16 protein-coding genes are annotated in these 13136 nt (G+C 69.5%); 7 read left to right on the forward strand and 9 right to left on the reverse strand.

What is annotated here, in order from left to right; all coding sequences use genetic code 11:
- The first annotated feature begins 19 nt into the window (after nt 1-19).
- Nucleotides 20-694, forward strand: coding sequence for a hypothetical protein (locus A6I89_RS15785; RefSeq protein ID WP_005517777.1), 675 nt, complete (start codon nt 20-22; stop codon nt 692-694).
- A 26-nt stretch (nt 695-720) separates the two neighbouring features.
- Entirely contained in the window at nt 721-1500 is a 780-nt protein-coding gene (locus tag A6I89_RS15790; RefSeq protein WP_022597793.1) for a site-2 protease family protein, read from the forward strand.
- A 61-nt stretch (nt 1501-1561) separates the two neighbouring features.
- Here the strand turns inward: A6I89_RS15790 and A6I89_RS15795 are convergent, their stop codons facing one another.
- From A6I89_RS15795 to A6I89_RS15805, 3 genes are all read right to left on the reverse strand, one after another.
- Entirely contained in the window at nt 1562-1867 is a 306-nt protein-coding gene (locus A6I89_RS15795; protein ID WP_005517775.1) for a chorismate mutase, read from the reverse strand.
- A gap of 70 nt (nt 1868-1937) precedes the next feature.
- Complete coding sequence (locus A6I89_RS15800; protein ID WP_022597797.1) at nt 1938-2852, reverse strand: aminotransferase class IV; 915 nt, start codon at nt 2850-2852, stop codon at nt 1938-1940.
- A 116-nt stretch (nt 2853-2968) separates the two neighbouring features.
- A complete protein-coding gene (locus A6I89_RS15805) occupies nt 2969-3928 on the reverse strand; it encodes a helix-turn-helix transcriptional regulator (protein WP_022597799.1) in 960 nt (319 codons plus the stop codon).
- A 62-nt stretch (nt 3929-3990) separates the two neighbouring features.
- Between A6I89_RS15805 and A6I89_RS15810 the strand changes: the two genes are divergently transcribed.
- Together A6I89_RS15810 and A6I89_RS15815 are read left to right on the forward strand one after the other, a co-directional pair.
- Entirely contained in the window at nt 3991-4455 is a 465-nt protein-coding gene (locus A6I89_RS15810; protein WP_013417138.1) for a pyridoxamine 5'-phosphate oxidase family protein, read from the forward strand.
- The gene (locus A6I89_RS15815; protein ID WP_022597803.1) at nt 4452-5375 is read left to right on the forward strand and encodes an SDR family oxidoreductase; all 924 of its coding nucleotides are present in this window, start codon (nt 4452-4454) and stop codon (nt 5373-5375) included. The genes A6I89_RS15810 and A6I89_RS15815 overlap by 4 nt, the downstream gene beginning before the upstream one ends.
- A gap of 22 nt (nt 5376-5397) precedes the next feature.
- Here A6I89_RS15815 and A6I89_RS15820 read toward each other — a convergent pair whose 3' ends face one another.
- The 3 genes from A6I89_RS15820 to A6I89_RS15830 all read right to left on the reverse strand — a co-directional run bounded on the left by A6I89_RS15820 (nt 5398) and on the right by A6I89_RS15830 (nt 7934).
- Entirely contained in the window at nt 5398-6324 is a 927-nt protein-coding gene (locus A6I89_RS15820; RefSeq protein WP_005517770.1) for a cation diffusion facilitator family transporter, read from the reverse strand.
- Nucleotides 6325-6385: 61 nt separating this feature from the next.
- A complete protein-coding gene (locus A6I89_RS15825; RefSeq protein WP_372440037.1) occupies nt 6386-7459 on the reverse strand; it encodes an FUSC family protein in 1074 nt (357 codons plus the stop codon).
- A 58-nt stretch (nt 7460-7517) separates the two neighbouring features.
- On the reverse strand, nt 7518-7934 hold the full coding sequence (locus A6I89_RS15830; protein WP_022597808.1) for a DUF3151 domain-containing protein: 417 nt from the start codon (nt 7932-7934) through the stop codon (nt 7518-7520).
- Nucleotides 7935-8015: 81 nt separating this feature from the next.
- Between A6I89_RS15830 and A6I89_RS15835 the strand changes: the two genes are divergently transcribed.
- Nucleotides 8016-8543 (forward strand): Rv0361 family membrane protein, encoded by a 528-nt coding sequence (locus A6I89_RS15835; protein ID WP_005517765.1) that lies wholly within the window; start codon nt 8016-8018, stop codon nt 8541-8543.
- An 89-nt stretch (nt 8544-8632) separates the two neighbouring features.
- Here A6I89_RS15835 and fbaA read toward each other — a convergent pair whose 3' ends face one another.
- The gene (fbaA, locus tag A6I89_RS15840) at nt 8633-9670 is read right to left on the reverse strand and encodes a class II fructose-bisphosphate aldolase (protein ID WP_005517763.1); all 1038 of its coding nucleotides are present in this window, start codon (nt 9668-9670) and stop codon (nt 8633-8635) included.
- A gap of 176 nt (nt 9671-9846) precedes the next feature.
- On the opposite strand from fbaA, the gene A6I89_RS15845 reads away from it, so the two are divergent.
- Nucleotides 9847-10590, forward strand: coding sequence for a VTT domain-containing protein (locus A6I89_RS15845; protein WP_172504540.1), 744 nt, complete (start codon nt 9847-9849; stop codon nt 10588-10590).
- Between the two features lie 2 nt (nt 10591-10592).
- Nucleotides 10593-11255 (forward strand): DedA family protein, encoded by a 663-nt coding sequence (locus tag A6I89_RS15850; protein WP_013417141.1) that lies wholly within the window; start codon nt 10593-10595, stop codon nt 11253-11255.
- A gap of 7 nt (nt 11256-11262) precedes the next feature.
- On the opposite strand, the gene A6I89_RS15855 is transcribed toward A6I89_RS15850, so the two are convergent.
- Entirely contained in the window at nt 11263-12384 is a 1122-nt protein-coding gene (locus A6I89_RS15855) for a glycoside hydrolase family 76 protein (protein WP_022597810.1), read from the reverse strand.
- A 67-nt stretch (nt 12385-12451) separates the two neighbouring features.
- Nucleotides 12452-13132, reverse strand: coding sequence for a TrmH family RNA methyltransferase (locus A6I89_RS15860; protein ID WP_044991406.1), 681 nt, complete (start codon nt 13130-13132; stop codon nt 12452-12454).
- Nucleotides 13133-13136: the final 4 nt, after the last annotated feature.

Below are 13136 nucleotides of genomic sequence, written 5' to 3' on the forward strand. Positions count from 1 at the left end.
GAGACAAGCAAGGAGTGTCATGGTTCCCGTAGTGCTCAAGTGCGGCAACGCGCCGCTACCGCTGGCGCTGCGGTCGCTCGACGTCCTGAGCGTCCCGGCCCTGCCCGACAAGGACGACTTCGACGAGGCATTCGCCAAGATCGAGACGTCCGAGAAGCCGCGACTGATCGTCGTCGGCGACGACGCCGCGTTCGCGGCCGCGCTGACCCGGCTGATGCGGACCGATCGGCTCCACGTCGAACTCGCCTACGTGCCCGAGGAACGAACCGACGCCACCCACGCCTACGGACTGCGCACCGGCTCCAAGGCCGCGACGATCGCCGTGTCCGGTGTCGCCCGTTCCACGCCGCTGATCCGCGACGACGCCGGCATCGCGCTCGTCGGCGAGGCCCTCGTCTACGGCTCCGAGCACGCGGGCGAGCTGGTCGGCGAGGCCTACGTCGACGACGAGCGCCTGTTCTCCGGCACCGTGCCCGGCATGCGGATCGTGCCCACCCCCGAACTGCCGGGCCTGCGTGCCACCGTCGACAAGCGCCGCTGGTTCGGTGGCCACCGGTGGCTGACCGGACGCGCCGTCCAGCTCGGCTCACCGGCCGCAGTGCTCACCCGCGACGGCGTCCGCACCCCGCGCGCGGTCAAGCGTTCGACGTTCTACCGGCACGACCAGGACTGGCTGCTCGTCTGCGCCGCCTGAGCCCCGTCCGCCTGGATACTGGGGTCATGTACTCCGACGCGCGTCCCCGCGCCAGCCTCGTCCGCCCGAGCCCGGTGTTCCTGGGCATCGTGGCGATCGCCGCCGTCGGCGGGGTCCTCGCGTGGCGGGCGACCGGCAACGAGATGTCGGGCCGCATCGGGGTGTTCCTGCTCGTCGTCGCCGGCTGGGTCGTCACTCTCTGCCTGCACGAGTTCGCGCACGCCTTCGTGGCGTGGCGGAACGGCGACCGCGACGTCGTGATGCGCGGCTATCTGACGCTCGACCCGCGCAAGTACACCCAGCCGCTGCTGTCGATCGGCCTGCCGGTGGTGTTCCTCGCGCTCGGTGGCATAGGTCTGCCCGGCGGCGCGGTGTACCTGCAGACCGGACTGATGCCGCCGCGGACGCAGACCCGCGTCAGCCTCGCCGGCCCGGCGGTGAACGCGGTGGCCGCGATCGTGCTGCTGGCGGTCATACGGCTGTTCGGCCTCGACGGCGACCATCAGGTGTTCTGGTGGGGACTGAGCTTCCTGGCATTCCTGCAGGTGATGGCGACCGTACTGAATCTGCTGCCGGTGCCCGGGCTGGACGGCTACGGCGCCCTCGAACCACACCTGCAGCCGAGCACGCGGGCCTCGCTCGACAAGGTCAAGCCGTTCGGGTTGCTCCTGCTGATCGCCCTGCTGTTCGTCCCGCAGATCAACACCGTCTTCTTCGACGCGATCTACTGGTTGTTCGAACTGTCCGGTGTACCCGACGTCTTCGCGATGTTCGGCAACTACCTCATGCAGTTCTGGCGCAGCTGAGTCGCCACGTCACGAACGCGACCGCACCGACCCCGATCGGTTCCTGATCGGGGTCGGCCGGTCACATGGCATGACCCAGACGCCCCCGCCCGAGCCGGAGGAGCAACAGCGCGAGTGTGTGGCCCTCCGGTCCCAGGTCGTCGAAACGCGACAACACCCTCATTTCTCGGGTGTGCACCAAGCGGGTGCCGCCGCCGAGCATGCGTACCTCACCGATCAGGCGGGAGAGTTCGGTGCGCTGCTGAATCGCCGCGAGAATCTGTGCGTCCAGGCGGTCGATCTCGCTGCGAAGCTGCTCGATGTCGACGTCCGATCGACGGTCTGCCGAGGGGGTGGCCGACATGTTCGTTGCCTGTGCGCTGGTCATGCCGTAAACGCTAGGTACACGTCCGCGTAGGCACGTAGGTAGTTCACTACCCGATCTCGCCCGGCGCACATCACCGCAGGTAGGACACCCATCCGCGGCCGTCGTCCGAGCGCAGCGCCGCCGCGTGCCGCTTGCGCAGCACCTCGCACACCGGTCCCGGCACACCCTCCCCGACGGTCCGCCCGTCCACCTCCACCACCGGCGCCACCCCGGCCGACGTCCCGGTCGCGAACACCTCGTCGGCGATGTAGAGCTCGGTGAGGTCGACGGCCCGTTCCACGACGGGGATGCCCTCCTCCGCGGCGAGGGTGAGCACCGAGCGCCGGTTGATGCCGTCGAGGATGTCGCACGAGACGTCGGGGGTGATCAGGGTGCCGCCGCGCACCAGGAAGATGTTGGCCGCACTCAGCTCGCACACGTGCCCCGCGCCGTCGAGGAAGATCGCGTCGTCGTAGCCGGCGTCGATCGCGCCCTGCTTGGCCAGCACCGAGTTCACGTACGCGCCGTTGACCTTGGCCCGCGACGGGATCGCGTAGTCGGGGATCCGCCGCCACGTGCTGGTCCCGAGCCGCATCCCGTCCTGCGGCACGATCGGCACCGCGTCGTAGACGAACATCGACACGACGGTGCGGCAGCCGCGCACCCGGGTGCCCGGGATCGACTCGTCGACGTGCACGGTGGCGCGGACGAAGACGTCGGATGTGGGCGCGTTCGCCGCGACCAGTTCCCCGGCCACCGCCACGAACCGGTCGAAGCTCCACTCGTCGGCGAAGCGGTCGATGCCGATGATCCGGCAGGACTCGACGAGCCGCCGGTAGTGGTCCCGCAACCGGAACGCCGAGCGCACGCCGGCGTCCACGTGGACCGGGAACACCGTGTAGACACTGAGCCCGTAGAGGACCGCCGAGGTCGCGACACCGAGGGTGGCCTCGGCGGCCGGGACGAGTCGATCACCGAAATACACGTGGGGATGCGGATCAGCCATGCCCCGAGATCGTAGGGAACGGCGCTCGGACGCGACAGCGAGTTTCGGCGTGGGGGTCCACTGCTCGTGCCCCGGCGCGCAAACACCGCTGCGGCCGTCGGGAACGGGCGCCCACGCTACGTCGAGTTGAGTCGCAGCACCTCCCGGGCCGCGGTCGCCAGCGCCGCGCGCAGGGTCGCCGGGGCCAGCACCTCGACGCCGGGCGCGAGGGTGAACAGCTGGTCGGCCGCGACGTCCTCGGCCTCGAGCCTCAGATCGACCGTCACCCAGCCCTGTTCGTCCGGATCGGAGGCCGGCACCTTGGCGGCCTCCTCGCCCACCACCGCGGGCAGCCGACGCCACGCGTACGGGGAGAGCCGCACCCGGCACGGAAAGCGCAGCAACGCCCGGTCGAACTCCGCGGTCGACGCCGACCACCAGGCGGCGAGGTCGAACGACTCCGGCCGGCGCGCGCGTTCGTCCAGCATCTGCGCGGCGTCGATCCGCGACACCCGGTACGAGAGCGTGCGATCACGATGCCGGGCAACGAGATACCAGACGCCGGCCTTGGCGACCAGGCCGAGCGGGTCGAGCGTGCGCGACGTCTCCCGCGCGCCCTTGCGATAGCGGATCCGCAGGCGTCGGCCCTCGAGCACCGCCGCTGCGACAGCCGCCAACTCGCCCGTGTCCGACGTCCTCGCGAACCAGCCCGGCGCGTCGACGTGCAGGCGCTCGCGCCACAGCAACGCACCCGTCCGCAGCGGAAGTGGCAGCGCGCCCAGCAGTTTCGACTCCGCGCGGGCCGTGACGTCCGCCAGACCCAGATCGTCGGCGAGCCCGGGGATACCCAGCAGCATCAGCGCCGACGTCTCCGCCCCGGTCATCCCGCTGAGCTTGGACTGCCAGCCGTCGAGCAGGCGGATGCCACCGCCCGGGCCGCTCTCGGTCCACACCGGCACACCGGCGGCCTGCAGCGCCGCGACGTCGCGGTAGACCGTGCGGACCGAGACGTCGAGCTGCTGCGCCAGCCGTGCCGCAGTGGCGCCGGGACTGCCCTGCAGACGCAGCATCAGGTCGAGGAGCCGGCTCGAGCGCATGCCCGCAGCCTACGGAAAATCACTGACACAAGATGTCAGTGATGCGGTCGCACACTGAAGGCATGGCAACCTGGCAGGAGTTCACCGAAGCGGCGCCGGCACTGGCCGACGCCGTCCGCGCGCGGCTCACCGCGCACAGACACCACGTCCTGGCGACGCTGCGCGCCGACGGCTCGCCGCGCGTGAGCGGCACCGAGGTCGAGACCTTCCGCGGTCTACTGGTCCTCGGATCGATGCCGGGCGCGCGGAAGGTCCGGGATCTGCACCGGGATCCGCGGTACGCGCTGCACTCGAATCCCGGCCACCACACCATGGAGGGCGGCGACGCCAAGATCTCCGGCCGGGCTCGCGAGCTGACCGGCGAAGAGAAGCGAGCGATCCTCGACTCCTATCCGGAGAATCCCGGCGACGACGCACAGATCTTCGAGCTCGGCATCGACGACGTCGTGCTCACCACCGTCTCGGACGACCGCCTGCACGTCGACCTCTGGCGTCCCGGCGCCGACGTCGTGAGGACCAGCCGGTGAGCGCGCCGGATCTCACCGGGAAGGTCGCGCTGGTCGCCGGGGCGACGCGCGGCGCGGGCCGGGCCATCGCCGTCGAACTGGCCCGCGCGGGCGCCACCGTCTACGCGACCGGACGCAGCAGCCGGGTCGACGGCCGGTCCGAGATCGGCCGACCCGAGACCATCGAGGAGACCGGCGAGCTCATCGCGGCCGCCGGCGGGAACGGCGTCGCGCTGCGCGTCGACCACCTCGAACCCGATCAGGTGCTCGCCCTGGTCGAACGCATCGACGCCGACCACGGCCGCCTCGACATCCTCGTCAACGACATCTTCGGCGGCGACCGCTACGCCCAGTTCGGCACCACACTGTGGGAGCACGACCTGGACGGCGGTCTGCGGATGCTGCGGATGGGAATCGACACCCACGTGATCACGAGTCACTTCGCGCTCCCGCTGCTCATCCGCCGGCCGGGAGGACTGGTCGTCGAGATGACCGACGGCACCGCCGAGTACAACGTCGCCTACCGGCACCAGGTCGGGTTCTTCTACGACCTCGTCAAAGCGGCCGTCCAGCGGATGACCACCGCGCAGGCGTACGAGCTGGCCCCGCACGGCGGCGCGGCCGTCGCGGTGACGCCGGGCTGGCTGCGGTCGGAGAACATGCTCGACGCCTTCGGCGTCACCGAGGACAACTGGCGCGACGCCCTCGATCAGGTGCCGCACTTCGCGATCTCGGAGACACCGACGTTCGTCGGCCGGGCGGTGACCGCGCTGGCCGGGGACCCGGATGTCGGCGAGTTCAGCGGCCGGGTCGTCTCGAGCGGGCAACTGGCGCAGCGGTACGGCGTCACCGACGTCGACGGCTCCCGGCCCGACTGTTGGCGGTACCTCGTCGAGGTGCAGGACCCCGACCTGCCGGCGAACACCGACGGCTACCGCTGAGCGACCGCCGGTCCGCAGGCCGTCACCACGTCAGGTCCTCCTGGCACCGCGATCCCTCGACACACGATTCGACCTGAACGGTGGCGTGGCCGAGGCCGTGCGCATCGAGCACGGTCTTGGCCGCCGCCAGCACCCGCTGCGAATCGGAATCGGTCGTGAGGTGCACCGTCGCGACGTCCATGCCGGTGGTCAGCGTCCACACGTGCAGGTCGTGCACGTCGGAGACGCCGGGGACGGCACGCAGATCGGCCCGGACGGCGTCGACGTCGACGTTGGCGGGTGAGGCCTGCGTGAGGATCCGCAGCGCCGATCCGGCCAGCTTGAGCGCGCGGGGGACCACCCACAGCGAGATCAGGACACCGACGACGATGTCGGCGTAGCTCCAGTCGAACAGCACCAGCGCGGCGCCGGCGATCAGGACCCCGACGCTGCCGACGGCGTCGGCGAGCACCTCGAGGTACGCGCCGCGGACGGCGAGCGAGTCCTTGGCGTCGCCGCGCAGCATCAGCATCACGACGATGTTGGCGGCGAGTCCCGCGGCGGCCGTCAACATGAGCGGGACGCCGGGGATCTCCGGCGCGTGGCCGATGCGGCCGATGGCCTCGTACATGACGAACGCGGCGACGCCGAGCAGCAGGACGGCGTTCGCCATCGCGGTGAGCACCTCGGCGCGATGCCACCCGAACGTGCGGGCCGCCGCCTTGGAACCCTGCTTCGCCAGCAGCAGCGCGACCAGCCCCATCGACATGCCGACGACGTCGGTGAGCATGTGGCCGGCGTCCGCGAGCAGGGACAGGGAGCCGATGGCGAGCGCGACGACCGTCTCGAGGACCAGGAAGCCGACGAGGATGGCCAGGGCGATCACCATCTTGCGGATGCGGGTGGGCGTGGGCCCTACCCCGTTCGCGGCGGCGGTGTTGCCGTGGCTGTGCCCGTGACCGGCTCCCATGATGGACCTCCTCGTCGGTTCGGCCCATCATATGCATGTATTCGCATATATGAAAAGGCTGTCAGAGGTCCGGCCGGTAGGCGGGTCTGGGCACGGTCGGCGGCAACGTCGCGATCGCCGAGATCCGTTCGAGCCCCGCGACCCGCAACAGGTCGACGATGAGCGAACGGATCTGCGCGAACACCACCGTCGCGGAAATGCCCGCACCCTCGACCAGTTCGGGTTTCAGGCCCGACGCCGCCGTCCGCAGCACCCGCGCGGCCTCCGCCTGGTCCGGCTGCTCCCCCGGTTCCGCGAGAATCATCCGGCGCAGCACGTCGAGGGCCTGAGAGAGCTTCTCGATCTCGTCGACCAGGCGCGGGTCGAGAATCTCGTCGTCGCGCACCAGCGTGAGCGATCGGCGCGACAGGACGCGGATGTTACGCATCGCGTTGTCGATCGGGTCGGCGGTCGCGGTGAGCCTGGCGAGCCGGGCCCGGCTGCCCCAGTAGAGCGGGGAGATCCGGCTGATCTCCTTGCCGCCGGACAGGTTGCTGCGAAGGGAATCGATCGCCGGCTGCGTCTCCCGGGCCTTGCGCAGGGCCTTCTCGATCGGCTTGGCATCGTTCGCGATGAGCCCGTCGGCCACCAGTTGCAGGACCTCGCTCGCGGTCGCGAGGATGCCGGCGGCGTCGCGTCGGGCTCGCCGCACCGGATGCGTCGGCACCACCGCGACGACCGCGATACCCACGAGCCCTCCGACGAGGGCGTCGACCATCCGCTCGAACCCGGCGGCGTCACCGGGCGGAAGCAGCGTCGCGACGAGCACCGCCGACGTGCCGGCCTGCATCGAGAAGATCGGGCCGGACCCGATCAGCACGGCGGTACCCATCGCGAGCGTGACGACCAGCGTGATCTGCCACGCGCCGGTACCGATCAGCGAGATCAGCAGGTCACCGATACCGATCCCGACGGTGACACCACACACCAGTTCCACCGACCGGCGCATCCGCGCACCGAGCGACAGTCCCAGCGAGACGACGGCGGCGATCGGCGCGAAGAACGGTCTCGTGTGCCCCACGACCTCGGTCGCGAACCACCACGCGAAACCGGCCGCCAGACCGCACTGCAGGATCGGCAACGCCGACGCGCGCAGACGACGGACGTTCGCCGCTGCGCGCGCTCGGCCCGCCGCCGGGCTGGGAACGAAGCGGCTAGCCGAGACCAAGTGCTTCGGCTGCCCGCGGATCGCTGTCCTCGAGCAGGTCCAGGCAGCGGGCGTACTCGTCGTTCTCACCGATGGCCTGCGCGGCCTTCGCGAGGACGGCGACACAGCGCAGGAAACCGCGATTGGGCTCGTGGCTGTAGGGAACGGCACCGAAGCCCTTCCACCCGTTGCGGCGCAACTGGTCGAGTCCACGGTGGTAGCCGGTACGCGCGTACGCGTACGCCGTGATGGTCTGCCCCTGCTCGAGCGCCGCCTCCGCGAGATACGCCCACGCGATGGACGCGGTGGGGTGCTCGGCGGCGACCTTCGCCGGGTCCTCGTGGTTGAGCAGCGCCGATTCCGCGTCCTCGTCGCCGGGGAGCAGGGTGGGCTGTGGTCCGAGAAGATCACCGAATGACGTCATGGCGTCCATTGTGCCGCCATCGGCCGGAAGGCCGATAGGCTGCCCACCAGTTGATCTCGCTCCCGGACCGAGAGGCGTCACGTGCCCGACCAGAACGACAATCCGACCAGCCCGGCCGCCGGTCCGCAGCGCATCCGGCCGACGGCGCCGAGCACGAAGAAGGATCGGCGGCGCGGGGGCAACCGCGGTTGGATCGTCGCGTCGACGTTGGCGGTGGTCGGCGTCCTGGCCGCGCTCGGCGTGACCGGGTTCGTCATCGCCCGCACCGGCGCCCAGGACCCTGACGAGTCCCGCGTCCGGAACGCCGTCGACACCTTCGCGCAGGCCCTCGACTCCGGCAACCTGGGCGCCCTGCAGTCGTCGACGTGCGGCACGCTGGCGGACTTCTACCGCGACATCCCGCCCACCGACTTCGCCGGCGTGCACCGCGACGTGGTCGCGCACGGCGGTGTCCCGGTGGTCACGAGCGTCGACACCGTCCAGATCACCGGGGACACCGCGATCGCTCAGGTCACCGCGCACACCGAGGCCGATCCGTCCGATGCGTCGCCGCGCACACTCGACCTCGAGCGAGTCGACGGCACCTGGAAGGTGTGCGACCGCGAGTAGCGCACCGCCCCCGAAACGCGTTTTGCGCACTTATCGCGGGTTTCCCGTCCCGGGAACTGCGATAAGTGCGCAAAACGCGAAAAGGGTGACTAGCCGGCGGAGACGGAGCGTCCCGCGGACTTGAGGTCGTTGCAGGCCTCGATGACGCGGGCGGTCATACCGGCCTCGGCCTTCTTGAGGTAGCTGCGCGGGTCGTAGACCTTCTTGTTGCCGACCTCGCCGTCGATCTTCAGGACGCCGTCGTAGTTCGAGAACATGTGGCCGGCGATCGGACGCGAGAACGCGTACTGCGTGTCGGTGTCGACGTTCATCTTCACGACGCCGTAGCGCAGCGAGTCCTCGATCTCCGACTTCAGCGATCCCGAACCGCCGTGGAAGACGAAGTCGAACGGCTTCGAGCCCGCGGACAGACCCAGCTTGGCGACGGCCGTCTCCTGGCCCTCCTTGAGCACCTCGGGCTTGAGGACGACGTTGCCCGGCTTGTAGACGCCGTGGACGTTGCCGAACGTCGCGGCCAGCAGGTACTTGCCGTTCTCGCCGACACCGAGCGCGTCGACCGTCTTCTCGAAGTCCTCACGCGACGTGTACAGCTTGTCGTTGATCTCGGCCTCGACGCCGTCCTCTTCACCGCCGACGACGCCGATCTCGACCTCGAGGATGATGTTCGCGGCCTTCGACAGCTTCAGCAGCTCCTGCGCGATCTCGAGGTTCTCGTCGATCGGCACCGCCGAGCCGTCCCACATGTGCGACTGGAACAGCGGGTTCCGACCGTTGTTCACGCGCTCCTGCGAGATCGCGAGCAGCGGGCGCACGAAGGTGTCCAGCTTGTCCTTGGGGCAGTGGTCGGTGTGCAGCGCGATCGTCACGTCGTATTTGGCGGCGACGACGTGCGCGAACTCGGCGAGCGCGACCGCACCCGTCACCATGTCCTTGACGCCCAGGCCCGAGCCGAACTCCGCGCCACCGGTCGAGAACTGGATGATGCCGTCACTGCCTGCGTCCGCGAAACCCTTGATCGCGGCGTTGATCGTCTCCGACGACGTGCAGTTGATGGCGGGGAAGGCGAAGGAGTGCTCCTTGGCGCGGCCGAGCATCTCGGCGTAGACCTCGGGAGTTGCGATAGGCACGGCGGCTGTCCTCCATGTGACGGTTGATGGCGCGGCCGACTGTGACGGCGCGCCGGTTCTCTATGCAGTATGGCAACCCGTACGCGCCCCCGCCTCCCTTGGTGTCCGGACCGTGTCGGCTCACCCGGCCCGGTGGACTCAGCGGTCTCTCAGCGGCCGCCGGTAGTCTGGTGCGCGTGAATGTGCTGGCAGCCTCGGAGCCCGTGACCACGAATCTCGCATTGCTGCCGGGATTCCTCGATCCAGTGAATCTGCTGAACTCGTTCGGCACCTGGATGCTGATCGGCCTCCTACTGGTCGTCTTCATCGAGTCGGGTCTGCTGTTCCCGCTCCTGCCGGGCGACTCGCTCCTGTTCACCGCCGGTCTCATCGCGGCGTCGAAGTCGGCGGAGGTGGAACCGTTCGCGCCGCTGTGGGTGCTGATGGTGACCATCCCGATCGCCGCGGTCCTCGGCGACCAGGTGGGCTACCTGATCGGCGCGAAGGGCGGCTCGGCCCTGTTCAAGTCGAACGACGCGAAGGTCTTCAAGAAGAGCTACATCGACGAGGCGCACGCCTTCTTCGAGAAGCACGGCCCGGCCACCATCTTCCTGGCCCGCTTCGTGCCGATCGTGCGCACCTACGCGCCGCTCGTCGCGGGCGCGTCGAAGATGAAGTACTCGACGTTCATCACCTACAACGTCATCGGTGGCATCGTGTGGGGCGCCGGCGTCACGCTCCTCGGTTTCTGGCTCGGCCAGATCCAGTTCATCGCCGACAACATCGACTACATCTTCATCGGCATCGTCCTGGTGTCGGTGGTCCCCATCATCGTCGAGGTGGGTAAGCGCTACTTCGGTTCCCGCAAGGCGCCGAAGACCTCTGTCGAGGGCGTCGAGCCCGTCGAGCCCGTGCGGACCCCGAACGACCCCACCGCTTGACGATGACCATTGCGGCCGGCTCCTTCGGCCCGCTCGAATCGGCCGGTCCCGCACTGGTCTGGATCATCGTTCTCACGTTCGTCTTCCTGGAGTGCGCACTGATCATCGGGCTGTTCCTGCCCGGTGACTCGCTGCTGGTGACGGCGGGCATCGTGCTCGCGACGCACGAGGCGGGCGCGCAGCACACGTGGGCGCTGTCAGCCGGCGCGATGGGCGCCGCGATCGCCGGCAACCAGGTGGGCTACGCGATCGGAAAGCGCAGCGGCCACCATCTCGTGGCCCGCCGCAACGGCAAGTACGTCAATGCGGCGAACCTGCACAAGGTGAACGTGCTCCTCGACCGGCACGGCTTCTGGGCGGTCCTGGTCGCCCGCTGGATTCCCTGGGTCCGGACGCTGTGCCCGATGGTTGCGGGTGCCGCGAACATGGACCATCGGCGCTACACGATCGCCAGCAGCATCGGTGCGGTCGTGTGGGCGCCGGTGCTGCTGATGATCGGCTTCTACTGCGGTTCCCTGCTCGAACGGGTGCCGTGGCTGATGCCGCTGGTACTCGGGCTCCTGGTGACGCTGCTCGTGATCGGCACCGCCGCGGGAGTGTGGAGCTATCGCCGCGAGATGGCGAAGCCGGCCGAGGACGTCGAAGTCGACGACGTCCACAACTGACGCTCGGTCACCGACGCTTCGGGTATCCGGCCGCCGACACCAGGTACGCCGATTCCATCAGCAGCCAGCCGCCCAACTGCACCGACAGGTCCCGTTCGGCGATGTCCGACGGATGCACCGACCCGTCGGAGAACGTCGCGATCCCCGAACCGAGGCCCGGTAGCTGCGCGGGAATGCTCCAGTCCTTGCCGAACAGCGGCAGCTCCTCGACCTGGAGCCGGTTCTCCCACGCCGCCTCCGCCGAGCCGAGCACCAACTGCGCGGCGAGTTGCCGGGCGCGGACGTCCTCCGGGGCATCGCCGGGCAGCATGAGCGCCACCAGCGCCAGGTATCGGGCGAGCAGCCCGTTGAACAGGCCGCCGTCGCCACCTCCCCCGTCGCGGATCACCCCGCCGCGCGTGAGTCGCTCGTCGATCGCGTCGACCAGACGGTGCACCCTCGACAGGTGCCGGGGTGCACCCATCCGGACCGCCAGCTCCGTCTCGAGGCTGAGTACCGTGCCCTGGCAGTACGAGTAGATGTTGCGTTCGATCGTGCCGTCGGACCGGATGCCGTCGAAGATCAGTCCCGTCTCCGGATCGCGGAGCGTCTCGTCGATCCAGTCCGCGATCGCCTGCGCCCGCCACAACCGGCCGAGCCGGGCGAGTACCAGTCCGGCCGGCCCGTTCGCCGGGGTGTTGAAGAAATCGGAGTTCCTACGCCACGGGATCCCGCCGCCGGAATCGGGTGACCAGGCATCGAACAGTTGCGACTCGAGTGTCGACAGCGCTTTGCGGCTGTCGATCAACTGCATCCGCTGCGCACGTTCGAGCGCGAGCGCGAGCCACGCCATGTCGTCGTAGTAGTTGTTGGTCCAGCCCGAGATGTTCCGGAAGCGGTGACCGCGAATGAGCCGCGCGAGCCGACGCCGGCGGCGTGCGGTGGGGTTTCGTTCCGCGGCGTCGACGGTGCAGTTGATGAGGTTCGCCTGCCACCAGTAGTGCCAGTTGACGAACATCCGTTCGCGCCGCACCGCGGGCCACGCCACCACCGCGAGCGCGGTCCCCGGCATCCCCCACACGCGGCGAATGTGCCGGGTCATGACCGCCTCCTCGGCGGCGTCCGCCCGGGCAGACCATTCGCGCTGCATGCCCCGATCTTGCCTGGGCGCCGGTACTTTTGCTACCGGACTCGCTGGTATGTGCCGCGCGGTCCGGTCACCACGCCCGGCCGAGATCCGCGTGCTGACGGATCCAGGTGTGCATCGCGATTCCCGCCGCGACTCCGGCGTTGATGCTGCGGGTGGACCCGAACTGAGCGATCGACACCGTCATCGACGCGACCGCGTGCCCCTGCTCGGTGACGCCGGGCCCCTCCTGCCCGAACAGCAGCAGGCAGTCCCGCGGCAACTCGACCGTCTCGATCGGTACCGACCCCGGGGTGTTGTCGACCGCGACGACCGTCAGCCCGTTCTCCCGCGCGAACGCGGCCAACTCGTCGAGATCGGTGTGGTGGACCAGGTGCTGGTAGCGGTCGGTGACCATGGCGCCGCGCCGATTCCAGCGTCGACGCCCGACGATGTGGACCGCGGCGGCCGCGAACGCGTTCGCGGTGCGCACCACCGTCCCGATGTTCGAGTCGTGCGCGAAGTTCTCGATCGCCACGTGCAGCGGGTGCCGTCGGGAGTCGATGTCGGCGACGATCGCTTCCCGCGTCCAGTAGCGGTACGCGTCGACGACGTTGCGGCGGTCGCCGTCGACGAGCAACTGCGGGTCGTAGCGCTCGTCGGTCGGCATCGGCGTCTCGTGCTCGTCCGCCCACGGGCCGACGCCGTGCGGGTGCTCGCCCCACTCGGTGGGACCCGCCGCGTCTGCGTCGTCGGCGAGCGGGGTGTGCATCTTC

Origin of the sequence: Prescottella equi (assembly GCF_002094305.1) — a bacterium.
GTDB lineage: Bacteria > Actinomycetota > Actinomycetes > Mycobacteriales > Mycobacteriaceae > Prescottella > Prescottella equi.